Annotated in this window: 23 protein-coding genes and 1 other RNA gene; 12 read left to right on the top strand and 12 right to left on the bottom strand. The window is 61.6% G+C overall.

Features of this window, described 5'->3' with window-relative positions; translation table 11 throughout:
* Positions 1-313: 313 nt before the first annotated feature.
* The 7 genes from RDL77_RS23125 (at position 314) to RDL77_RS23095 (ending at position 7,071) form a co-directional block, all read left to right on the top strand.
* On the top strand, positions 314-970 hold the full coding sequence (locus RDL77_RS23125; RefSeq protein ID WP_223613661.1) for a thiamine phosphate synthase: 657 nt from the start codon (positions 314-316) through the stop codon (positions 968-970).
* A gap of 4 nt (positions 971-974) precedes the next feature.
* Positions 975-2,075, top strand: coding sequence for a tetratricopeptide repeat protein (locus RDL77_RS23120; protein WP_223613662.1), 1,101 nt, complete (start codon positions 975-977; stop codon positions 2,073-2,075).
* 50 nt (positions 2,076-2,125) lie between these two features.
* Positions 2,126-3,289, top strand: coding sequence for a M20 aminoacylase family protein (locus RDL77_RS23115; RefSeq protein ID WP_288194857.1), 1,164 nt, complete (start codon positions 2,126-2,128; stop codon positions 3,287-3,289).
* 149 nt (positions 3,290-3,438) lie between these two features.
* Positions 3,439-4,002 carry an elongation factor P gene (gene efp / locus RDL77_RS23110; protein WP_223613664.1) on the top strand — a complete coding sequence of 188 codons (564 nt, stop codon included), beginning with the start codon at positions 3,439-3,441 and terminating at the stop codon, positions 4,000-4,002.
* A gap of 69 nt (positions 4,003-4,071) precedes the next feature.
* Positions 4,072-4,863 carry an inositol monophosphatase family protein gene (locus RDL77_RS23105; RefSeq protein WP_223613665.1) on the top strand — a complete coding sequence of 264 codons (792 nt, stop codon included), beginning with the start codon at positions 4,072-4,074 and terminating at the stop codon, positions 4,861-4,863.
* A gap of 151 nt (positions 4,864-5,014) precedes the next feature.
* Positions 5,015-6,037, top strand: a complete 1,023-nt coding sequence (locus RDL77_RS23100; RefSeq protein WP_223613666.1) for a MotA/TolQ/ExbB proton channel family protein — start codon at positions 5,015-5,017, stop codon at positions 6,035-6,037.
* Positions 6,038-6,039: 2 nt separating this feature from the next.
* On the top strand, positions 6,040-7,071 hold the full coding sequence (locus RDL77_RS23095; protein ID WP_223613667.1) for a peptidoglycan -binding protein: 1,032 nt from the start codon (positions 6,040-6,042) through the stop codon (positions 7,069-7,071).
* Here the strand turns inward: RDL77_RS23095 and RDL77_RS23090 are convergent.
* Entirely contained in the window at positions 7,068-7,418 is a 351-nt protein-coding gene (locus RDL77_RS23090; protein ID WP_288194856.1) for a DUF1304 domain-containing protein, read from the bottom strand. The two genes, RDL77_RS23095 and RDL77_RS23090, sit on opposite strands and share 4 nt — an antisense overlap.
* A gap of 104 nt (positions 7,419-7,522) precedes the next feature.
* Between RDL77_RS23090 and RDL77_RS23085 the strand changes: the two genes are divergently transcribed.
* Positions 7,523-9,175: an FAD-binding dehydrogenase gene (locus RDL77_RS23085; RefSeq protein WP_288194860.1), complete on the top strand. Its 1,653-nt coding sequence runs from the start codon at positions 7,523-7,525 to the stop codon at positions 9,173-9,175.
* Between the two features lie 3 nt (positions 9,176-9,178).
* Here RDL77_RS23085 and RDL77_RS23080 read toward each other — a convergent pair whose 3' ends face one another.
* Positions 9,179-10,984 carry an ABC transporter transmembrane domain-containing protein gene (locus RDL77_RS23080; RefSeq protein ID WP_223613670.1) on the bottom strand — a complete coding sequence of 602 codons (1,806 nt, stop codon included), beginning with the start codon at positions 10,982-10,984 and terminating at the stop codon, positions 9,179-9,181.
* Between the two features lie 206 nt (positions 10,985-11,190).
* On the opposite strand from RDL77_RS23080, the gene rpmE reads away from it, so the two are divergent.
* The gene (gene rpmE, locus RDL77_RS23075) at positions 11,191-11,412 is read left to right on the top strand and encodes a 50S ribosomal protein L31 (protein ID WP_223613671.1); all 222 of its coding nucleotides are present in this window, start codon (positions 11,191-11,193) and stop codon (positions 11,410-11,412) included.
* Between the two features lie 65 nt (positions 11,413-11,477).
* Here the strand turns inward: rpmE and RDL77_RS23070 are convergent, their stop codons facing one another.
* Positions 11,478-12,215, bottom strand: coding sequence for a bifunctional 2-polyprenyl-6-hydroxyphenol methylase/3-demethylubiquinol 3-O-methyltransferase UbiG (locus RDL77_RS23070; protein WP_288194855.1), 738 nt, complete (start codon positions 12,213-12,215; stop codon positions 11,478-11,480).
* A gap of 104 nt (positions 12,216-12,319) precedes the next feature.
* Here RDL77_RS23070 and RDL77_RS23065 point away from each other — a divergent pair, with 104 nt between their 5' ends.
* Positions 12,320-12,790 carry a GNAT family N-acetyltransferase gene (locus RDL77_RS23065; RefSeq protein ID WP_288194854.1) on the top strand — a complete coding sequence of 157 codons (471 nt, stop codon included), beginning with the start codon at positions 12,320-12,322 and terminating at the stop codon, positions 12,788-12,790.
* Between the two features lie 89 nt (positions 12,791-12,879).
* Here RDL77_RS23065 and RDL77_RS23060 read toward each other — a convergent pair whose 3' ends face one another.
* The 5 genes from RDL77_RS23060 to ssrS all read right to left on the bottom strand — a co-directional run bounded on the left by RDL77_RS23060 (position 12,880) and on the right by ssrS (position 16,258).
* On the bottom strand, positions 12,880-13,629 hold the full coding sequence (locus tag RDL77_RS23060; RefSeq protein WP_223613674.1) for a YebC/PmpR family DNA-binding transcriptional regulator: 750 nt from the start codon (positions 13,627-13,629) through the stop codon (positions 12,880-12,882).
* Between the two features lie 297 nt (positions 13,630-13,926).
* Positions 13,927-14,508 carry a biotin transporter BioY gene (locus RDL77_RS23055; protein WP_288194853.1) on the bottom strand — a complete coding sequence of 194 codons (582 nt, stop codon included), beginning with the start codon at positions 14,506-14,508 and terminating at the stop codon, positions 13,927-13,929.
* Between the two features lie 66 nt (positions 14,509-14,574).
* Positions 14,575-15,399 carry a TIGR00282 family metallophosphoesterase gene (locus RDL77_RS23050; protein ID WP_223613676.1) on the bottom strand — a complete coding sequence of 275 codons (825 nt, stop codon included), beginning with the start codon at positions 15,397-15,399 and terminating at the stop codon, positions 14,575-14,577.
* Positions 15,400-15,459: 60 nt separating this feature from the next.
* Positions 15,460-16,074 carry a 5-formyltetrahydrofolate cyclo-ligase gene (locus RDL77_RS23045; RefSeq protein ID WP_288194859.1) on the bottom strand — a complete coding sequence of 205 codons (615 nt, stop codon included), beginning with the start codon at positions 16,072-16,074 and terminating at the stop codon, positions 15,460-15,462.
* A gap of 27 nt (positions 16,075-16,101) precedes the next feature.
* Positions 16,102-16,258: non-coding RNA, 6S RNA (gene ssrS / locus RDL77_RS23040), on the bottom strand.
* Positions 16,259-16,947: 689 nt separating this feature from the next.
* Between ssrS and RDL77_RS23035 the strand changes: the two genes are divergently transcribed.
* Positions 16,948-17,787, top strand: a complete 840-nt coding sequence (locus RDL77_RS23035; RefSeq protein WP_288194852.1) for a MoxR family ATPase — start codon at positions 16,948-16,950, stop codon at positions 17,785-17,787.
* A 69-nt stretch (positions 17,788-17,856) separates the two neighbouring features.
* Positions 17,857-19,047: a VWA domain-containing protein gene (locus RDL77_RS23030; protein ID WP_288194851.1), complete on the top strand. Its 1,191-nt coding sequence runs from the start codon at positions 17,857-17,859 to the stop codon at positions 19,045-19,047.
* Here RDL77_RS23030 and phoB read toward each other — a convergent pair whose 3' ends face one another.
* From phoB to pstA, 4 genes are all read right to left on the bottom strand, one after another.
* Positions 19,048-19,734, bottom strand: coding sequence for a phosphate regulon transcriptional regulator PhoB (gene phoB / locus RDL77_RS23025; RefSeq protein WP_162700294.1), 687 nt, complete (start codon positions 19,732-19,734; stop codon positions 19,048-19,050). It lies immediately after the preceding gene.
* 20 nt (positions 19,735-19,754) lie between these two features.
* The gene (gene phoU / locus RDL77_RS23020; RefSeq protein WP_105734424.1) at positions 19,755-20,480 is read right to left on the bottom strand and encodes a phosphate signaling complex protein PhoU; all 726 of its coding nucleotides are present in this window, start codon (positions 20,478-20,480) and stop codon (positions 19,755-19,757) included.
* Positions 20,481-20,503: 23 nt separating this feature from the next.
* Positions 20,504-21,277, bottom strand: coding sequence for a phosphate ABC transporter ATP-binding protein PstB (gene pstB, locus RDL77_RS23015; RefSeq protein ID WP_288194858.1), 774 nt, complete (start codon positions 21,275-21,277; stop codon positions 20,504-20,506).
* A 66-nt stretch (positions 21,278-21,343) separates the two neighbouring features.
* Positions 21,344-21,967: phosphate ABC transporter permease PstA (gene pstA / locus RDL77_RS23010; protein WP_288194850.1), on the bottom strand; the 624-nt coding region annotated here is incomplete at its 5' end.

Raw genomic sequence — 21,967 nt, 5'->3', positions numbered from 1 at the left:
CCCTTTGACAGCCCGATCAGGATCGTGGCCGGAACGGCGGCAGCATAGAACCATGGGTTCAACAGGAGATCGTGCATGATGGAAATCCACAAGGAGGGCCTTCCATCTCTAGCCGATCGCCGCGGCATTTGAAAAATGCTTTTTGGCAACATGTGCCTGTTTGCTACTAAGTAATTACGTCGTAAGACTAATATGCAACAGGGTGTGATGGCTTGGATCATCGAAAAGGCTGTTCAAATGAACGGCCATCCTCTATGCCCGAATTCCATCACGATTGCCCATTCTATAGAGAACGATTGTAAGGTTGCAGCCCATGAACAACGAACAAACACCCCAACGCTGCCGTATCGTTCTGATCGCGCCTCCGGCCGCGACTGCTGACGAACTGGCCAGGAAACTCAGCGAAGCCTTGTCCGGCGGCGATGTCGCCTCCGTGCTTTTGCCCGCCTACGAGACGGACGAAACCCTGTTCCAGACCATGGCCGAAGCCGCCGTTCCGATCATTCAGAATGCGGGCGCTGCCGCCATCATCGTCGGCAACACGCAGGTTGCCGGACGGGTCAAGGCCGACGGCCTGCATCTTGAAGGCCCGGCCAGCGATCTTGCCGCCAATGTCGAGCGCTTTTCGCCCAAACTGATCGTCGGGACCGGCAATATCAAGAACCGGCACACGGCGCTGGAAATCGGCGAAGCCCAGCCGGATTATGTCCTGTTCGGCAAGATTGGCGCGGATACGACACCCGAAGCCCACCCGCGCAATGTTGAACTGGCGGACTGGTGGGCATCGATGATCGAGATTCCCTGCATCGTCCAGGCGGGCAACACGCTGGAAAGCATCACCGACGCTGCCGCAACCGGTGCGGAGTTCATTGCCCTTGGTGCGGCGGTTTTCGGCAACGACAAACCGGCTGATGCCATCAAGGAAGCGAACCGGCTGCTCGACGAGCACGCGCCGCGATTTGAGGAATAGGCCCATGGGAGCAAAATCCGCAAACCTCGTTTGCGCCGTCGCGGCCGTGCTTGCAGCCTTCCCGGTCCTGACGCATGGCGCCACGGCCCAGACGGCTCCGGCACCCGCCGCCCAGGGTTCACCGGCGCCCGCAACAAGCCAGGCGCCTTCGGTGACATCCGCGCCGACCGACGCGCCCCAGCACCTGGAAACGCCGCAGACAACCCCCAAGCATGACAGGCCGAAACTCGCCAGCGATCCGGCGGTCGACATCGTCAACCCGACGCGTTTTGGCAAGGGCGCGGTGGATGAGGCATTCGGTGCCTACCAGCGCGGCCTGTACAAGACGGCCTACAATCTCGCCCTGCCGCGCGCGGAAAATGGCGATGGCGCCGCCCAGGTGCTGGTGGCCGATATGCTGGCCCGCGGCCTCGGCATACCTGTCAACCTGCCCGAATCGGCCAAATGGTATGGCAAGGCCGCCGACCAGGGTGTTCCCGAAGCCCAGTTCCGCTATGGCGCGATCCTGCTCCAGGGCAAGTATGCCCCCAAGGACCCAGCCAAGGCCAAAGCGCTCATGAAGGCTGCCGCCGATGGCGGCAACGCCATGGCCCAGTTCAATTACGGCCAGATCCTGCTGCAGGAGCATCCCGGCGACATCGGTATCGACAATGCCTATCCCTGGTTCCTGAAAGCAGCGGCACAGGGCCTGCCCGATGGCAGCTATGCCGTCAGCCAGATCCTTTCCAACGGCACGCTCGCCGTTCCGCGCGATGACGCCAAGGCCCGGGAATATCTCGCCAAGGCGGCAAATCGCGGCTACGACACGGCGCAGCTCGATCTCGGCCGCTGGCTGGTCGAGGGGCGCGGTGGCCCGCGCGATTATGTGTCGGGTTTCGGCTGGACCCTGCGCGCCGCCGTAGGCGGTAATGTCGCAGCACAGGCACAGCTGGCAAAGCTTTACTATCAGGGCCTTGGCGTGGAAGGTGACTCGGTCAAGGCAGCCGCCTGGTACATGGTCGCCAGACGGGCCGGATTGACCGACCCCGAACTTGACTCTTTCATGGACGGCCTCGACGACGACCAGATAAAGGCCGCCCTGACGGAAGCCAACAGGATGCGCTGACCGGCAGCCGGACTTGCAGTGCGCGACACGATCAGAAAGGGAACTTCACCATGCCGTTGATCAACCGAGTTCATGAAATGCAACCGAATGTCGCCGAATGGCGCCGGCATCTGCATGAGAATCCGGAAATCCTTTACGACGTGCATGAAACCTCCCGTTTTGTCGCGGACAAGCTGCGCTCCTTCGGCTGCGATAGTGTCGATACGGGCATCGGCCAGACCGGCGTGGTCGGGATCATCCGCGGCCGCCATGGCGACGGACCGGTGATCGGCCTGCGCGCCGATATGGATGCCCTGCCGATTCTTGAAGCCAGCGGCAAGCCATGGGCCTCGAAGACCAAGGGCAAGATGCATGCCTGCGGCCATGACGGCCACACAGCCATGCTGCTCGGCGCGGCGCAGTATCTTGCCGAAACCCGCAACTTCAAGGGCTCGGTCGCGGTCATCTTCCAGCCCGCCGAAGAAGGTGGTGCGGGCGCGCTGGCCATGATCAATGACGGCCTGATGGACCGGTTCTCGATCAAGGAAGTCTATGGCATGCACAATGCGCCGGGCCTGCCCGTCGGCCAGTTTGCCCTGCGCAAGGGCTCCATCATGGCGGCGACCGACGAATTCGAAATCAAGGTCATCGGCCGCGGCGGCCATGCCGCCAAGCCGCATACGACGGTCGATCCCGTGGTCGTCTCCGCCCATACGGTTCTCGCCCTGCAGTCACTGGTGTCGCGTGAAACCGACCCGCTCAAGTCGCTGGTCATCTCGGTGGCGATGATTCACGGCGGCGATGCGACCAATGTCATTCCGAACGCGGTGACCCTTTCGGGCACCGTGCGCACGCTGATGCCTGACGTGCGCGACTTCGCCCGCAAGCGCGTGACCGAAGTGGCCGAAGCCACGGCTGCCATTTTCGGCGCCCGGGCGGAAGTCAAGTATGATCAGGGCTATCCGGTCACGTTCAACCATGACCGCGAGACGGATTTTGCCACGGGTGTCGCACAGCTGATTGCCGGCGACAGCGCGGTGAACACCAACATGCCGCCGGTCATGGGTGCCGAAGATTTTTCCTACATGCTGGAAAAGCGGCCCGGCGCCTTCATTTTCCTTGGCAATGGCGACACGGCGGCCCTGCACAATTCAGCCTATGATTTCAACGACGATGCCATTCCCTACGGCATCAGCTATTGGGTTTCCGTGGCGGAAACGGCGCTCACCGCCTAGTTCCGGAGGCTTAGCCGCGAAAAGGGCCATACCCGGCTCTTTTTGCGCTTTCTCTTGCCTATCGCGCGATTTTGTGGTCTTGGAGGCGCCAATATCGGCTGCCGCCGAGACGTCGGCGCCCGGTTTCCAACACCAATCCGGATAAACAAATGAAAATCAACGGCAATGAAATCCGTCCTGGCAATGTGATCGAGCATGATGGCAGCCTCTGGGTCGCCGTCAGGACGAACGCAGTCAAGCCCGGCAAGGGCGGCGCCTACAATCAGGTCGAACTGAAGAACCTCCTCAACGGCACCAAGCTCAACGAGCGCTTCCGCGCCGCTGAAACCGTCGAAAAGGTCCGCCTCGAACAGAAGGATTTCTCCTTCCTCTACGAACAGGGCGACGCACTTATATTCATGGACACCGCCAGCTACGAGCAGCTCGAGCTGCAGAAGGATTTCGTCGGCGACCGCGCGGCGTTCCTGCAGGACGGCATGATGGTCACTGTCGAACTTTACGACGAACGTCCGATCGGCATTTCGCTGCCGGATTACGTCACGCTCGCCATCACCGAGGCAGACCCGGTCGTCAAGGGCCAGACGGCGGCTTCATCCTACAAGCCTGCCGTGCTTGAAAACGGCATTCGCGTTCTGGTTCCGCCATTCATCTCGTCGGGCGAGCGCATCATCGTTGACACCAACGAACTGACCTACGTCCGCCGCGCTGACTAAGCAGGCATTATCGGGCGCCGCTTAAAAATGGCGCCCGCATCAACGAATTCAGACGGAGAATGACCTGAAATGGCGCGTTCAGCGATCCTCAATGTAATGGTGCAGGCAGCTATGAAGGCTGGCCGCTCCCTGGCGCGCGATTTCGGCGAAGTGCAGAATCTGCAGGTTTCGCTGAAAGGTCCCGGCGATTATGTCAGCCAGGCCGACCGCAAGGCCGAAGAAATCATCTATGCCGAACTGCGCCGGGCCCGTCCCGACTACAGTTTCCTGATGGAAGAAACCGGTACGGTCGAAGGCACCGACAGCCAGCATCGCTGGCTGGTCGATCCGCTCGACGGCACCACCAACTTCCTGCACGGCATTCCGCTGTTCGCGGTTTCCATCGCCCTGGAACGTCAGGGCCAGATCGTCGCCGGCGTGATCTTCAACCCTGCTATGGATGAGCTTTACACCGCCGAGCGCGGCGGCGGCGCCTTCCTCAACGATCGCCGCCTGCGCGTCTCCGGCCGCATCAAGCTGGTCGATTCCGTCATCGGCACGGGCGTGCCGCATCTCGGCCGCGGTCATCACGGCGACTATCTCGTGCAGTTGCGCAATGTCATGGGCGAGGTTTCCGGCATCCGCCGCATGGGCGCGGCAGCGCTCGATCTGGCCGCCGTCGCAGCAGGCCGCTTCGACGGTTTCTGGGAAGACGGTCTCTCCCCCTGGGATACGGGCGCAGGCATCATCATGGTGCGCGAGGCCGGCGGCTTTGTCACCGATTTCAACGGCAGCCAGGATGTGGTCGAAAGCAAATCGATCGTCGCCGGCAATGAAGCCATTCAGCGGGCGCTCCTGAAGACACTCAAGAAGCCGATCTGAACAATATCCGGCTCGCCGGCCGCATTGCACCTTCCATTTTTACCTTGATTTCGGTTAGGGTCGCACAAACCGATTTGGGTTTGTGCGATTTCCGTTCGTCCAGTGACGCGAACGAGGTTGCTTGGTGCGTGGCGAATGCGGAGACGATGCAATGGCTGATTTCAGTTCAACCCGCCGGGTCATGGACGGTGACGATTATGACCCGTACCGGCTGTCCAGCCCGCGGCTTGTGCTTCTATCGATGGCGATCTTCCTGGCCATTGTCGCCTTTCTCGCCGCCATTCTCTTCCGCCAGATTTCCGTGTTCTTCACCACCAATCCCGGCCTCAACGGCCTGATCATCGGCGTGCTGATCGTCGGTATTCTCTTGGGGTTCGGTCAGGTGATCCGGCTGTTTCCGGAGGTGCGCTGGGTCAACTCCTTCCGGCACGGCAATTCGGATCCCAATTCCAAGCCGGTGATGCTGGCTCCCATGCGCGCGCTGATCGGACGGCGCCAATCCATGGCGCTGTCGACCAATGCCATGCGCTCCATGCTCGATTCCATCGCCACCCGCCTCGATGAAACGCGCGATGTCTCGCGTTATCTCATCGGCCTCCTGGTGTTCCTCGGCCTGCTCGGCACGTTCTGGGGCCTTCTGGAAACCATCGGCTCCATAGGCCAGACCATCCAGTCGCTCGATCCGCGCGCCGGCGACGCGAACGGCGTCCTCGATGCGCTCAAGGCCGGCCTGCAATCGCCGCTCAAGGGCATGGGCACCGCGTTCTCGTCCTCGCTGTTCGGCCTTTCCGGCTCGCTTGTCCTCGGCTTTCTCGACCTGCAGGCGGGCCGCGCCCAGAACCGCTTCTACACCGAACTCGAAAACTGGCTGTCCAGCGTCACCGATCTGGGATCGGACCTGCATGCGCTCGATGGCGTCAACAGCGGCACGTCGGACGAACTGCGCTCGCTCTCCGAGCGCCTGCAGAACATCCAGGAGACCGGCGGCTCCAGCCAGCGCACGACCGCCGCGCTGGCCAGCCTCGCCGAAGGCATCCAGGGCCTGGTCAAGAACATGCGCTCCGAACAGCAGATGATGCGCGACTGGGTGGAAAAACAGGCTGAAGAACAGAAATCCATGCGCGAAACCCTCGCCAAGCTCAGCGACTCCGTCGCCCGCCGCAGGGACAACTGAGAATGGCGCTCGGTCGCACCCGCCGCGCTATCCGTCATGTGGATTATTGGCCCGGCTTCGTCGATGCCCTGTCGACATTGCTGCTGGCGATCATGTTTCTGCTGTCGGTTTTCGTGCTGGCGCAGTTCCTGCTCAGCCAGGAAATCACCGGCAAGGATGCCGTGCTCAACCGCCTGAATTCGCAGATCAATGAATTGACCCAGATGCTGTCGCTCGAACAGGGCAACAAGCAGGATCTGGAAGACACCATCGCCAATCTGCAGGCATCGCTGACCAAGGCGCAGAGCGAGCAGTCGCGGCTGCAGTCGATGCTGTCGCAGGGTGCGGGCGCCGGTGCAGCCGCGGAAGGCAAGATCAGCGACCTCACCGCCGGCCTTGAAAACGAAAAGCAGCTGAGCGCGCGGGCCCTGTCGCAGGTGGAAATTCTCAACCAGCAGATACTGGCACTGCGCAAGCAGATCGGCGCGCTGGAGGAAGCCCTCAACGCCTCGGAATCCCGCGACAAGGAATCCAATGCCAAGATTGCCGATCTCGGCAAACGGCTGAACGTCGCGCTCGCCCAGCGCGTGCAGGAGCTCAACCGCTACCGCTCCGATTTCTTCGGCCGCCTGCGTGAAATCCTCTCCGACCGCGAGAATATCCGCATCGTCGGCGACCGCTTTGTCTTCCAGTCCGAAGTGCTGTTCCCATCGGGTCAGGCAGTGCTGAACGAGGCAGGCAGCGAGGAAATGAAGAAGCTGGCATTGGCCTTGATCGACCTGCAGAAGGAAATCCCCGACGACATCAACTGGGTTCTGCGCGTCGACGGCCACACGGACAATGTGGCGCTCTCGGGCACCGGCCAGTTCAAGGACAATTGGGACCTTTCCGCCGCGCGCGCCATTTCCGTGGTGAAATTCCTCATCGCCAACGGCGTTTCCGCCAACCGCCTCGTGGCTGCGGGTTTCGGCGAATTCCAACCGCTGGAGCCGGGCGATACGCCGGAGGTACGCTCACGCAACCGCCGTATCGAACTCAAGCTCACCGAACGCTAGAGCAGGAGCAAGGCTGCCAGCGCGACAATCGCCGGCACGCCCTGCACGAAGAAGATACGGCGATTGACGGTGAGTGCACCGACGATCCCGGCGACAACAACGCAGCCGAGGAAGAAGACCTTGATGGCAAAGCCCGCGTGGCCCAGCCACAGCCCCCAGATCAGTCCGGCAACGAGAAACCCGTTGTAGAGGCCCTGATTGAGCGCCAGCGCCCTGGATGCGGCTGCGAATTCCGGCGCCAGCCGGAAGGTTTTCAGCCCCAGCGGCTTATCCCACACCACCATTTCCAGATACATGAAATAGACGTGCAGCAGGGCAACCAGCCCGATGAGAATGTTCGCAATCATCCCTGTCCCCTTTTCACTCTCGGGTGTCCCGCTTTCCACCCTTGCGCGCCAACCTGAGCCGCGCAATCATGCAGCAAGCAAAGCATTGGGAGGGGCGAATGGCAATGGATGCCGATGCGATCATCATTGGGGCCGGATTGTCGGGGCTCGTCGCCGCAAACGAACTGGTACAGGCCGGCAAGAAAGTCATCCTCCTCGAACAGGAAGGCGAGAACTCCGTCGGCGGGCAGGCCTTCTGGTCGCTCGGCGGCCTGTTCTTCATCGACAGCCCGGAACAGCGCAGGCTCGGTATCCGCGATTCCTTCGAACTTGCACGGCAGGACTGGCTGGGTTCGGCACAGTTCGACCGTGCCGAGGATCACTGGCCGAAACAATGGGCCGATGCCTATCTGCAATTCGCCGCCGGTGAAAAGCGCAGCTGGCTGCATTCGCTCGGCATGCGCTGGTTCCCGGTTGTCGGCTGGGCCGAGCGCGGCGGCGCGCTGGCGAACGGTCACGGCAATTCGGTCCCGCGCTTTCACCTGACCTGGGGCACGGGCCCCGGCGTCGTCGCGCCGTTCGAACGCCTGCTGCGCGAGGCCATTGCCAAGGGCCTGATCACGCTCAAATGCCGCCACCGCGTCAATGCGCTGGTGACGACCAACGGTGCCGTGACGGGGGTCAGCGGCGATGTGCTGGAGCCGTCGACGGTGGAACGCGGCCAGCAGTCGGGACGCGAGGTGGCAGGCAGTTTCGCGCTGTCCGCGCCGGCCGTGATCGTCACGTCGGGGGGCATCGGCGGCAATCCCGAGCTGGTCAAGCGCAACTGGCCGCGCGACCGGCTTGGCAATCCGCCCGAGAATATGGTTGTCGGCGTGCCGCACCACGTGGACGGCCGCATGATCGACATCGCGGTGGAAGCGGGCGGAAGCGTCATCAATGCGGATCGCATGTGGCACTACACGGAGGGCCTCAGGAACTGGAATCCGATCTGGCCGAACCACGGCATCCGCATTCTGCCCGGCCCCTCGTCGCTGTGGTTCGACGCCAGGGGCAATCGCTTCCCGGCGCCTTACTTTCCGGGTTTCGATACGCTGGGAACGCTCAAGCACATCCTGTCGACCGGATACGGCTATTCCTGGTTCGTGCTGACGCAAAAAATCATCGAGAAGGAATTTGCCCTGTCCGGTTCCGAACAGAACCCTGACATGACGGGCAAGGACTGGAAGCTGCTCCTCAAGAACCGCCTCGGCAAGGGGGCGCCGCCACCGGTGGAGGCCTTCAAACGGCACGGTGAGGACTTTGTCGTGCGCGACAACCTGCAGGAACTGGTCAAGGGCATGAACGCGCTGACCGGCGACAATCTGATCGACCACGACCATCTCCGATACCAGATCGAGGCACGCGATCGCCAGATCGGCAACAAATTCGCCAAGGATGCGCAGGTCACCGCCATGCGCGGCGCGCAGAATTATATCGGCGACCGGCTGACCCGCATCGCCAAACCGCACCGGATACTCGATCCGAAGGCTGGTCCGCTGATTGCCGTGCGGCTCAATATCCTGACCCGCAAGACACTCGGCGGCCTGCACACCAATCTGAAGTCACAGGTGCTGGACACACAGGGCGCGCCTGTTCCCGGCCTTTATGCCGCAGGCGAAGCCGCCGGTTTCGGCGGCGGCGGCTATCAGGGCTATAACGCGCTGGAAGGCACCTTTCTCGGCGGCTGCATCTTTTCCGGGCGGTCCGCCGGTCGGGCGGCGGCGGGCAGAGGCTGAAATTTACTCGGCCGCGCCTTTGAATGCGTCCGCACCCGCTTCGAACTGCAGCTTGGCAAGGTTTGCATAGATCCCGTTCTTCTTGACGAGGCTCTGGTGCGTGCCTTCCTCGACGATGCGGCCGTCATCCATGACAAGGATGCGGTCCGCCTTGAGGACCGTCGCCAGCCGGTGCGCGATGACCAGCGTCGTGCGGCCCTGCATCAGGTGTTCGAGGCCCTTCTGCACCAGAATTTCACTTTCCGCGTCGAGAGCCGACGTGGCTTCATCCAGCAGCAGGATCGGCGCATCGCGCAGGATCGCCCGCGCAATGGCGATTCGCTGGCGCTGACCGCCGGACAGCGTCACGCCGCGTTCGCCGACCTGCGTCGCATAACCGTGGTCGAGCGCTTCGATGAAGTCATGGGCGAGCGCCGCCCTGGCCGCCGCCTCGATATCGGCCGTGCTGGCGCCGGGCCGGCCGAAGCCGATATTCTCCCGCGCCGTCGCGGCAAAGATGGTCGTATCCTGCGGCACGATGGCAATGCGCGACCGCACCACCGCAGGATCGGCTTCGCGCAGGTCGACGCCATCCACCCGGATGCTGCCCGACACCGGGTCGTAATAGCGCAGCAGCAGCGAAAACACCGTGCTCTTGCCGGCGCCGGAGGGCCCGACAATGGCGACAGTCTCGCCCGGCTTGACCTCGAAATCGAGACCGCGCAATGCCGGAGCATCGGGCCGCGTCGGATAATTGAAGCGGACATCCCTGAAAACAACGGAACCGACCGGCGGTTCCGGCAGCGCCACGGGGTTGAGCGGCGTGGCAATGGCGGGCTTTTCCGCCATGATCTCCATCAGCCGTTCCGCCGCGCCGGATGCCTGCGACAGCTCGCCCCAGACCTCGGACAGCGCCCCGAGCGCCCCGGCGGCAAACACCGCATAGAGCAGGAACTGACCGAGCGTACCCGGCGTGATGGTTCCGGCCAAAACGTCACGCGAGCCGAACCAGAGCACCGCCACGACACTGGAAAAGATCATGAAGATCGCAAAGGCGGTCAGCACGGCGCGCGCCTTGACCGAAGAACGGGCCGCGGCAAAGGCATCCTCGACGGCGGAGCCGAACCGCCCCGTCGCCAGCGCCTCGTTGGTGAAGGCCTGCAGGGTGCGCACGGAGATGATGGATTCGCTGGCATAGGCCGTGGCGTTGGCCAGCGTGTCCTGGGCATTGCGCGAACGGCGGCGCACCGACCGGCCGAAGGCCACCAGCGGGATGATGATCACGGGAATGGCGGCGATCACCAGCCCGGACAGTTTGGCGCTGGTGATGACCATCATGACGATCGCGCCGAAGGCCAGAATGAGGTTGCGCAGGGCAATGGAGGCGGTGGCGCCTACGGCCGATTTGATCTGCGTGGTGTCGGCCGTCAGCCGCGAGACGATTTCACCCGACTGCGTGCTGTCGAAAAAGGCCGGTGACAATTTGGTGAGGTGCGCGAAAACATCGCGGCGCAGATCCGAGACAATGCGCTCGCCCAGTGTGATGACGAAATAGTAGCGCCCGGCGGATGCAACGGCGAGCGCGGCCGCCAGAACGATCAGCATGCCGAAATAATTGTCGATAAAGGCGCCGTTCGAACCGGAAAAACCGTGATCGATCATCCGGCGCACCGCGAGCGGAAGGATGAGCGTCGTCACCGCTGCAATGCTCAGCGAGATCAGGGCGCCAATCACCATACCCTTGTATCGGGACATATAGGGGAAGATGCGCTGCAGCGGCTTGAGCGAGCGCCGTTTCTTTTCTGCTTCTGCGTAAGCCGTGTCGGCCATATTTTTCAAGTCTTCCTGTATCGCATCGTGACTTTGCTGCCGGATGGCCTTGTTATTGTTTTAAGGCTGATGTATAGGCTCGCCAACAGTTTTGGAAGCCCACGTTTCTGTGACGTTTGGCTTCATCTCTACCAATCGGCTCCGAACCGGCCCTCCGCACCCTGTGTGGCTCTGGTTTTGTGCCCCTTAAGTTCAGGATAAGACAGATGAGAGCCAATATTCATCCAGACTACCACACCATCAAGGTTGTGATGACAGACGGCACCGAATACATGACCCGTTCCACATGGGGCAAGGAAGGCGATACGATGAACCTCGATATCGATCCGACCACGCATCCCGCATGGACCGGCGGTTCGCAGCAGCTCACCGACCGTGGCGGCCGCGTTTCCAAGTTCAAGAGCCGTTTCGCCAATCTGGGTATTTAATCCCTTCGGCATACCGGATTTCAAAACGGCTCCGCTCACGCGGGGCCGTTTTGCTTTGTGGGCGATCAGTTCCGCTGCGCGACAATGATGAGCTCGCGGCTTTCCGGCAGAACCGGGCCTTCGATCCAGTCGCCATACCACGCGGTTCGGGTAAATCCCGCGTCCCACAGATGCGTGCCGATTTCCGCCTGGGACAGAAAGCGCAGGGTGCTGGCATTGGCCAGCGTTTTGCCCGTCCCGTGAAAAACATGATCCGTCTCGAAAGCAACCCGATCGCCATTCACCGCGATCAGGCGGTGTTGGACACCGACCTCTCCCACGCCAGCGACTGACACTGTCCGGGCGGTCTGCTCCGGCGTCCAGCTTTCCCATGCCTTCACCGCCGGATTGCGGCTTTCGAATATCAGCCGCCCCTCCTTTGCCAGATGCGCATGGGCAGCCCTGAGGACGGCATGCACGTCGTCATCGCTGAGGAACACCTGGAAAACGTGGCCGGTCATGATGATCAGGTCGAAACGCTCGCCCAGATCAAGCGACCGCGCATCCGCCTCGATCCAGGTGACGGTTCCGCCGCCTTCCCGGCCCCGTGCGATATCCAGCATTGCCCGCGCCGGTTCGACGCCCGTGACCGCATGGCCGCGCGCCGCCAGCATGCAGGCGAGGAGGCCGGTGCCGCAGCCCAGATCGAGCACCCGCTTCGGCGTTCCGGCGCTGCGCAGATAGAATGCGCTGTCCTCCCCTGCCGGGTTCAGGCTGTCGTAAAGCGCGGCAAGTTCACCATTCGTGTAGATATCATCCAGCATGCAGTTGCCGTCCGTCCTGTCTTTGCACAGAGATTGCATCCATGTCCTTGTCCCCGCGCCGGAAACCATGTTTGCTGCCCCCACCATCTGGCGCGGAGAACATCATGCGGAGCGGACACGAAAAACTCGTACGGGCAACCATTGACGATGCAGACGCCGTCCGCAACCTCGTTCGCGCGTCCTATGCCAAGTGGATACCGGTGATCGGCCGTGAACCCAAGCCGATGGGTGCCAACTACGAACATGCCGTCCAGCACCATCTTGTCGACCTTCTCTACGCCGATGGCGAACTGGCGGGCCTCATCGAAATGATCCGGGAATCCGGTTGTCTCCTGATCGAGAACGTCGCCGTCGCGCCGGCCTTTCAGGGCCGCGGCTATGGCAGGCTGCTTCTCACCCACGCGGAGGCGCTTGCCGGCTCGCTCGGTTTGCGCAAATTGCGGCTTTACACCAACAAGATGTTTGCCGAGAACGTCGCGCTCTACCTGAAGCTTGGCTACACCATCGACCGCGAGGAACCCTTCCTGGGCGGCATCGCCGTGCATATGAGCAAGCCCATTCCCCGCTACGCCTGAATTCTTCTTCCGCGTCACTTACCTTGAGCGCAAATAAGAAGCCCGCTGGTTTGCAACCAGCGGGCTTCTTTGGGAACCTCATCAGATAATCAGGCGGCGCTGAGCTTGGCCAGAACTTCGTCGCTGACTTCAAAATTGGCGTAGACGTTCTGCACGTCATCGTCGTCGTCGAGTGTTGCGATCAGGCGCAGCACGGACTGGGCCTTTTCTTCATCGACCGGCGCCGTCGTCTGCGGCTTCCAGATGGCCTTGATAGACTCGGCTTCGCCGAGCGCGCTTTCCAGCGCCTTGGACACATCGCCAATGTCTTCGAATGCGCAAAGAATGGTGTGGCCGTCCTCATCGGTCTGCGCGTCATCCGCACCGGCCTCGATCGCCGCATCCATGATCTTGTCGGCACTGCCGGCTTCCGGCTTGTAGGTGATTTCGCCGACGCGGCTGAACATGAAGCCGACCGAACCGGTTTCGCCCAGCGCACCGCCTGATTTGGTGAATGCGGCCCGCACATTCGATGCGGTGCGGTTGCGGTTGTCCGTCAGCGCTTCGACGATGACGGCAACGCCGCCCGGGCCGTAGCCTTCATAGCGCACTTCTTCGTAATTGTCGGCGTCGCCGCCCGCGGCCTTCTTGATGGCGCGTTCGATGTTGTCCTTCGGCATCGACTGGGCGCGCGCGTTCTGCACTGCGAGGCGCAGACGCGGGTTCATCGCCGGGTCCGGCAGACCCTGCTTGGCGGCCACGGTGATTTCGCGTCCGAGCTTGGAGAAAATCTTCGACCGAACGGCGTCCTGACGCCCTTTGCGGTGCATGATGTTTTTAAACTGTGAATGGCCTGCCATGGCACCCCTGCGTGCTTAGATATGGTTCTGCCGTTTCCCTCGGAAGCCTGCGAACCAAGTCTGCAGGCAGTTCAGGCGGAAACAGGCGTCTGGAATGGCGCCCTTATAGGTAAAAACCGGCGTCTCGTCCAGCACCCGCGCGATCACAATGGGGGAAGTTGCAGCCGCATATCGCCATAGCCGGCTTTGGAAACAGCCGCACGATGATTTTATCGTCATTGCCGGCAAAGGCCGGTGTATGGCCTTTGCCGATGGAGATCAGCGTGCACAGAAAGTGATGTGCACGCTGGCGGATGGTCAAAACAGGCGCGCTGCGATGCCCGAACGGCGGAGCATTTCGATCGCAGCAGCAGCCAGGGCCGACTTCAGCACGGCACCGATCAGGAACGGCGCAACGCCGGAAGCCCAGGCCGCTTCGAAACCGAAGAGATGCGCCAGCCACGAGGCGCCGAGGGCGAGGCAAAGCAGGTTGCCGAACAGCATGACCGCAGCCGATACGAACGGGTTGCGCGTCAGGCCGCGTTCCGCCAGGAAGCCGACGGCGGCGGCAACGACCGGGAAGGCGGCGAGGTAACCGGCAGTCGGTCCGGCGAAATAAAGGAACCCGCCGGCGCCGCCGGCCAGAACCGGCATGCCGATCATCGCTTCACCCAGCCAGGCAAGCACGGTCAGGCCGCCCAGACGCCAGCCGTAAAGCGCGCCGACCATCGTCACGGCAAATGTCTGCATGGTGACAGGCACCGGAAACATCGGCACTTCGATCCACGAGCTGACGGCAAGGAAGGCCGTGCCGATCAGAACGGCCAGAGCCTTGAAGGCAATGGAGCGGTCCGCCAGCCTCAGCGGGACGAAAGCGGTGGGAAATGCGGTCTGGGTCATGGAAGGTCTATCCTCAAACGAGTGTTACAGAATCGGGCGTGATTGGTTGCGCCGGGTTGTATCGAGCTATTTCCAGAAGGCGGGAATGGTTTCCTCCAGCCGCGGGCCAATGCGCAGGGGAGAAATCCTTTCGGCAAGTCCGGTGCGGTCGGAAATATCGACGCCGACGCCGCAGATCGTCGCCTTGCCGCTGGCGGCTTCAAACCGGCCTTTCGGCACCTTCGACAGAAAGCGGTTCAGCGGTTCTTCCTTGTCCATGCCGAGCGATGAATCGTAATCGCCGCACATGCCGGCATCGGACATATAGGCGGTGCCGCCATTGAGGATCTGCGCATCGGCGGTCGGCACGTGGGTGTGCGTACCGACGACGAGGCTGGCGCGGCCGTCGACGAAATGGCCAAAACACTGCTTTTCGCTGGTGGCTTCCGCATGGAAATCGAACACCACGGCATCGGCCTGTTCGCCGAGCGGACAGGCGGCGAGAATCTCCTCGCCGATGGTGAAGGGGTCATGCAGGTCCGGATGCATGAAGACACGGCCCATGATGTTGGACACAAGCACGCGCGCGCCGTTCTTGGCGAGAAACACACCGGAGCCCTTGCCGGCCGTGCCGAGCGGGAAATTCGCCGGGCGCAGGAACCGCTGTTCGCGTGAGGCGAAAACCAGCGCTTCCCGCTGGTCCCAGACGTGATTGCCTGTCGTGACCACGTCGGCCCCGGCATTGATCGTGTCGTGAAAGATTTCCTCGGTGATGCCGAAGCCACCCGCCGCGTTCTCGCCGTTGACGATGACGAAATCGAGCTTCAGGTCGGATATCAGTCCCGGCAATTGCTCATAGACCGCCGTCCGGCCCGAACGCCCCACCATATCCCCAAGAAACAGTAATCTCACGCGCACATCCTGAAAGAGAGCCCGGTCCTTGCCGGGGCCTGAAATGATCGATTTATCTGTCTAGCCGAAGCGGCGCAACCCGCTTTCCGTCAGGATCGCCTCCAGCGGCACATCATGCGGCTCATCGGGTACGGTTTCAACCTGCTGGCAGTCAAACGCCACGCCGATCAGGCGCGGGTTCACGCCCTTGATCTGCAGATGCGCGATGGCCCGGTCATAGTAGCCCGCACCATAGCCGATGCGGTGCCCCCTGACATCGAAGGCCGCCAGCGGCACCAGCATGAAGGATGGATCAAGCACGGCAGCGTCGTGCGGCGGCCCCGCCGTGCCGAAGCCCGTATCGATCATCGGCGCGCCGCGCACCAGTTCACGGAAGAGGATCGTCTGCTTGTCGATGATGGCAGGCAGGCAAAGCCGTGCACCGCGCTCGCGCAGGCCGAAAAGCAGCGGGCGCAGATCCACCTCCGAGCGGATCGGCCAGAAGCCCGAAACAATGGTGCCCGGATCGACGGCAAGCGCCGCCAAGCCGAAATCGGCAATGCGCATCGAGGCTTCGACGCGGAATTCCGTCGTCAGCGCATCGCGGCGGCCAAGGGCCTCCAGGCGCAGTTTCTTCTTCAGCTCTTTGATGGGGGAGTGGTGCTGCACAGGCTTGATTTCATGGGGCGCCGGCACGCGAACCGGCTCGGGATGAAACAAAAGTGGCGTCCACACAACCGATGGAGAAGTCGATCCCGGGAACCTACAAAGTAGGTGGGTGCCGTGTGAAGAAGCCCACGGGCCTCCTCAGGGACAGCTCCCTAAGGGATCATTAAGGCCCCGGGGAATATGTCTCTCCTGTCGAGAAGCGCAGAACGCCGATCCGAATATAGGACGGATGCAGGCATTGCACCAGTGCGCGGCAAACGATTTTCCCTCCCCGCACAATCTTTGTCGCATAATCATTGTGGATGCGTGGAACACCCCCCTCTGGGCTGCCGCCCATCTCCCCCACAAGGGGGGGAGATTGCACTGGCATTAGCGGCTCTGCTTATTCTGCAATGTTGAAGATTGGCTGAAACAATCGTGACAGCTGATCTCCCCCCTTGTGGGGGAGATGTCCGGCAGGACAGAGGGGGGTTGGAACAGCCAAGCTGTTGTTTTATGAGAAATTCACCACCAACTTATCCAACACATCCCAACCCACGTTATTCTCATCCCTGTCCTTTCCGGCGGGAATGCTTCCGGAAACTTTCGAAAGTCGGGAAAGGATCGGCGCTTCGGCTTCACAGGGAGGAAAACCTGTGCGGCCGGGGAGGTTTGGTTCAATGGTTGCGCATTGGGCAAAAACCCTCAAAAACGCCGGGGCGGGTGGTCCTTGGATCGCAAGCATCGCATACCACATACCCCAAGACCCGCGTTCCAGGGACCGCCCGTCTTTCCCACCTTTCAACAGCCAGACGCGAAAGCGGGCGTGGCAACGGGAAAACCATATCGCCGCATTCCCGGACGGCTCTTGCCCTCCTCCGGCACGCCCCTTAATCTTTGTCCATCACGAAAGGGAATGCGATGCGGTTTGAAGGTACAGCGGCCTATGTGGCCGACAAGGACTTGATGGTGGCGGTCAATGCGGCGATTGCACTTGAACGGCCACTGCTGGTCAAGGGCGAACCCGGCACCGGCAAGACCGAGCTTGCCCGGCAGATCGCGGCGGCGCTCGATCTGGAACTGGTCGAATGGAACGTCAAATCCACCACCAAGGCGCAGCAGGGCCTCTACGAATATGATGCCGTCAGCCGCCTGCGCGATTCGCAGCTCGGCGATGCCAAGTTCAACGACATCGCCAATTACATAAAGCCCGGCAAGCTGTGGCATGCCTTCACGACCGACAGGAAAGTCGTGCTGCTGATCGACGAGATCGACAAGGCGGATATCGAGTTTCCCAACGATCTCCTGCAGGAGCTCGACCGCAACGAATTCCACGTCTACGAAACAGGCGAAACGATCCGCGCCATACACCGGCCGATCGTCATCATCACCTCCAACAACGAGAAGGAACTGCCCGACGCCTTTCTGCGCCGCTGCTTCTTCCACTATATCCGCTTCCCGGATGTCGAGACGCTGACCCGGATCGTCGAAGTGCACTATCCCGGCATCAAGCAGAACCTCGTGCGCGCCGCCCTCACCCAGTTTTACGAGATCCGCGATGTGCCCGGCCTGAAGAAGAAGCCGTCGACCTCCGAAGCACTAGACTGGATCCGCCTGCTGGTCACCGACGACATCGCCCCGGAAGATTTGCGCGCCGACCCGAAGAACGCCTTGCCGAAACTGCACGGCGCCCTGCTCAAGAACGAGCAGGACGTGCATCTGTTCGAGCGGCTGGCTTTCATGGCAAGGAGGCAGGGATAAATGGCGCTCACCATCCGCCCCATCGAGAGAACCGGCATCGTTCATCGCATGCAGTAAAAGGGTCCCACAATGTTCCTCCCCTTCTTCCTCGAGCTCAAGGCCGCCAAAATTCCCGTATCCCTGCGGGAATATCTGACGCTGCTTGAGGGGCTGGATGCGGGGCTGGTGACCTATGATGTGGAAGGGTTCTACTATCTCGCCCGTTCCGCCCTGGTGAAGGACGAGCGCCATCTCGACCGCTTCGATCAGGTCTTCGGTCACGTGTTCAAGGGGCTGGAACTGCTCGGCGGCGAGAGCGGTGTCGACATTGCCAATCTGCCCGAGGAATGGTTGCGCCGGCTCGCCGAAAAGCACCTCACGGAAGAAGAGAAGAAGCTGATCGAGGCGCTGGGCGGTTTCGACAAGCTGATGGAAACCCTGCGCCAGCGGCTTGAGGAGCAGAAGGGCCGGCATCAGGGCGGCTCGAAATGGATCGGCACGGCCGGAACGTCGCCCTTCGGTGCCTATGGCTACAATCCGGAAGGCGTGCGCATCGGCCAGGACGAAGGCAGGCACGGCCGGGCGGTCAAGGTCTGGGACAAGCGTGAATTCAGGAATTTTGACGATAGTGTCGAGCTTGGCACCCGCAACATCAAGGTTGCTCTGAAACGGCTGCGCCGCTGGGTGCGCGAAGGCGCCGATGACGAGCTCGACCTTTCCGGCACCATCAGGTCAACCGCCGAACACGGCTATCTCGACGTGCAGACGCGGCCCGAACGGCGCAATCATGTCAAGCTGCTGATGTTCTTCGATGTGGGCGGCTCCATGGACGAGCATATCCGGATCGCCGAGGAACTGTTCTCCGCCGTCCGCTCCGAATTCAAGCACATGGAATATTTCTACTTCCACAATTGCCTCTACGAGGGCGTGTGGAAGGACAACCGCCGCCGCCATGCGGAACGGATACCGACGCTCGATCTCATCCATAAGTACGGACCGGACTACAAGGTCATCTTTGTCGGGGATGCCGCCATGGCGCCCTACGAGGTTTCCCATGCGGGCGGGTCGGTCGAACACTGGAATGAAGAAGCCGGCGCGGTCTGGCTCGGCCGGGTGCTCGACCACTGGAAGAACGCCGCCTGGCTCAATCCGTCAAAGGAACAGTACTGGAACTACACCGCCTCGACGGCGATGATCCGCAAGATTTTCGCGCATCGCATGTATCCCATGACCCTGGCGGGCATCGAAGGGGCGACGCGCGAACTCTCGCGCAGGCACTGATTACCCGAACGAATACCCCGCACCGCGCACGGTGCGGATCGGATCGATCGAGCGGCCGATATTGATGGCCTTGCGCAGCCGTCCGACATGCACGTCGACGGTACGGTCGTCCACATAGATGTCGGCGCCCCAGACATTGTCCAGGAGCTGGCCGCGCGAGAACACCCGGCCGGGGGACTGCATCAGGAATTCCAGCAGGCGGAATTCGGTGGGGCCGAGCTTCAGCTCCCGTTCCTTGCGGAACACGCGGTGCTGCTCGCGGTCGAGCTTCAGATCGCCGAAGCTGAGCACATGCGACAGCAGGCTCGGATTGACCCGGCGCAGCATGGCCTTGATGCGGGCAAGCAGTTCCGGGGTCGAGAACGGCTTGACCATGTAGTCATCGGCGCCGGTGGCAAGGCCGCGCACCCGCTCGCTCTCTTCGCCGCGCGCCGTCAGCATGATGATCGGCAGGATTTCGGTCTCGCGCCGCGCCCGCAGGCGGCGGCAGAGTTCGATGCCGGAAAGGCCCGGCAGCATCCAGTCGAGAATGAGCAGATCCGGCACTTTTTCACGCAGCGCAATTTCCGCCTCGTCACCGCGTGCGATTGTCTCGACGACATAGCCTTCGGCTTCAAGATTGTACCGGAGAAGGACGCTGAGCGCTTCCTCGTCTTCGACAACAGTGATTTTGGGAGCTATCGCCATTGCTGGAATCCTGATTCTGTTTAAGGCTGTCTGGCTTCATCGACGATGATGCTGTGGGTCTGGTCTTCCTTGGGCCGTTCGGCCGGAAGCTGGGCACCCGTCACGATGTAGTAGACCGTTTCAGCAATGTTCGTCGCATGGTCTCCGATGCGCTCGATATTCTTGGCGCAGAAGAGAAGGTGCGTGCAGGCGGAAATGTTGCGCGGGTCTTCCATCATATAGGTCAGGAGTTCGCGGAACAGCGAGGTGTACAGCGCATCGATTTCGTCATCGCGCTCGCGCACGATGTTGACCTGCTGCACGGAGCGTGTCGCATAGGCGTCGAGCACGTCCTTGAGCTGCGTCAGGGCAAGTTCCGCGATGGTCTGCAGGCCGCGATAGACCGAAAGCGTCTGGCGCGTATCGGTGACGGCGACGACGCGCTTGGCGATGTTCTTGCCGAGGTCACCGACCCGTTCGAGGTCGGAGGATATGCGGATGGCGCCGATGATTTCACGCAGGTCGATCGCCATGGGCTGGCGCTTGCCGATGATGGTGATGGCCTTCTCGTCGATCTCGCGCTGTCCGGCATCGAGGATGAGATCGTCCGAAATGACGCGCTGGGCCAGCGCATTGTCGGAGTTCACCATGGCGGTGACGGCCTGTTCGACCATGCGCTCGGCATGGCCGCCCATTTCGGCGATCTTGTGCGTCAGGAACTTCAGTTCGTCGTCATAGGAACGGACGGTATGCTGCGACTCGGTCATATTCTTATCCCTGTTTCCCGTGATTAGCCGAAGCGTCCGGTGATGTAGTCCTGCGTGCGCTTTTCCGTCGGATTGGTGAACATCATTTCCGTATCGCCCACCTCGACGAGGTTTCCGAGATGGAACATGGCGGTGCGCTGCGAAACGCGGGCCGCCTGCTGCATCGAATGGGTGACGATGACGATGGTGTAGTTCTGGCGCAGTTCGTCGATCAGTTCCTCGACCTTTGCCGTGGCAATCGGATCGAGCGCCGAGCAGGGTTCGTCCATCAGGATGACTTCCGGGCTGACGGCAATGGCGCGGGCGATGCACAGGCGCTGCTGCTGGCCGCCGGAAAGACCGGTACCGGCTTCATGCAGGCGGTCCTTCACTTCGTCGAACAGGCTGGCGCGGCGCAGGCTCTTCTCGACGATTTCCTCCAGCTCGTGCCGGTTCTTGGCCAGACCATGGATGCGCGGGCCATAGGCCACGTTCTCGAAAATGGACTTCGGGAACGGATTGGGTTTCTGGAAAACCATGCCGACCCGGGCGCGCAGCTCGACCACGTCGATCTTCGGATTGTAGATATCCTCGTCATCGAGCGTGATCTTGCCGCCGATCTTGCAGCCTTCGATCGTGTCGTTCATGCGGTTGAGCGAGCGCAGGAAGGTCGACTTGCCGCAACCGGACGGGCCGATCAGTGCCGTCACCATCTTCTCAGGCACGTCGAGGCTGACACCGAACAGGGCCTGTTTTTCACCGTAGTGAACGGTGACATCCTTGCCCTGCATTTTGATCGTACTGACCTGTGCACTCATTTTGTCGTTTACCGCTTTTTCGAGAGATCGTTCTGTCATCAGATTCATTGTTCGCTCCCGTTTTACCTACCAGCGCCGCTCGAAGCGGCGACGCAGAATGATGGCTCCAATGTTCATGACTGCAAGAAACAGAAGCAGCACGATGATAGCGCCGGATGTACGTTCGACAAAGGCCCGCTCCGCTTCGTTCGCCCACATGTAGATCTGCACCGGCAGGGCCGTTGACGGATCAAGCGGCGTAACCGGATAGTTGGCGACGAAGGCCACCATGCCGATCAGGAGCAGCGGTGCGGTTTCGCCCAGCGCGTGGGCAAGGCCGATGATCGTACCGGTCAGGATGCCGGGCGCGGCCAGCGGCAGCACATGGTGAAACACCATCTGCGTCTTCGAGGCACCGATACCCAGCGCCGCCGAGCGGATGGATGGCGGCACGGCGCGCAATGCGGCGCGGGTCGCAATGATGATTGTCGGCAGCGTCATCAGCGTCAGCACCAGGCCGCCGACCAGCGATGCGGAGCGCGGCAGGCCGAAGAAATTGATGAACACGGCCAGTCCGAGCAGACCGAAGACGATGGACGGGACCGCGGCCAGATTGTTGATGTTGACCTCGATGATGTCGGTCAGGCGGCTCTTCTTGGCATATTCTTCCAGATAGATCGTTGCGGCCACGCCGATGGGCGGGGAACGGCA

This window comes from uncultured Phyllobacterium sp. (genome assembly GCF_902479695.1).
Taxonomy (GTDB): domain Bacteria; phylum Pseudomonadota; class Alphaproteobacteria; order Rhizobiales; family Rhizobiaceae; genus Phyllobacterium; species Phyllobacterium calauticae.
Note: the sequence above shows the minus strand (reverse complement) of the source record. Positions and strands in the feature narration are given on the sequence as shown.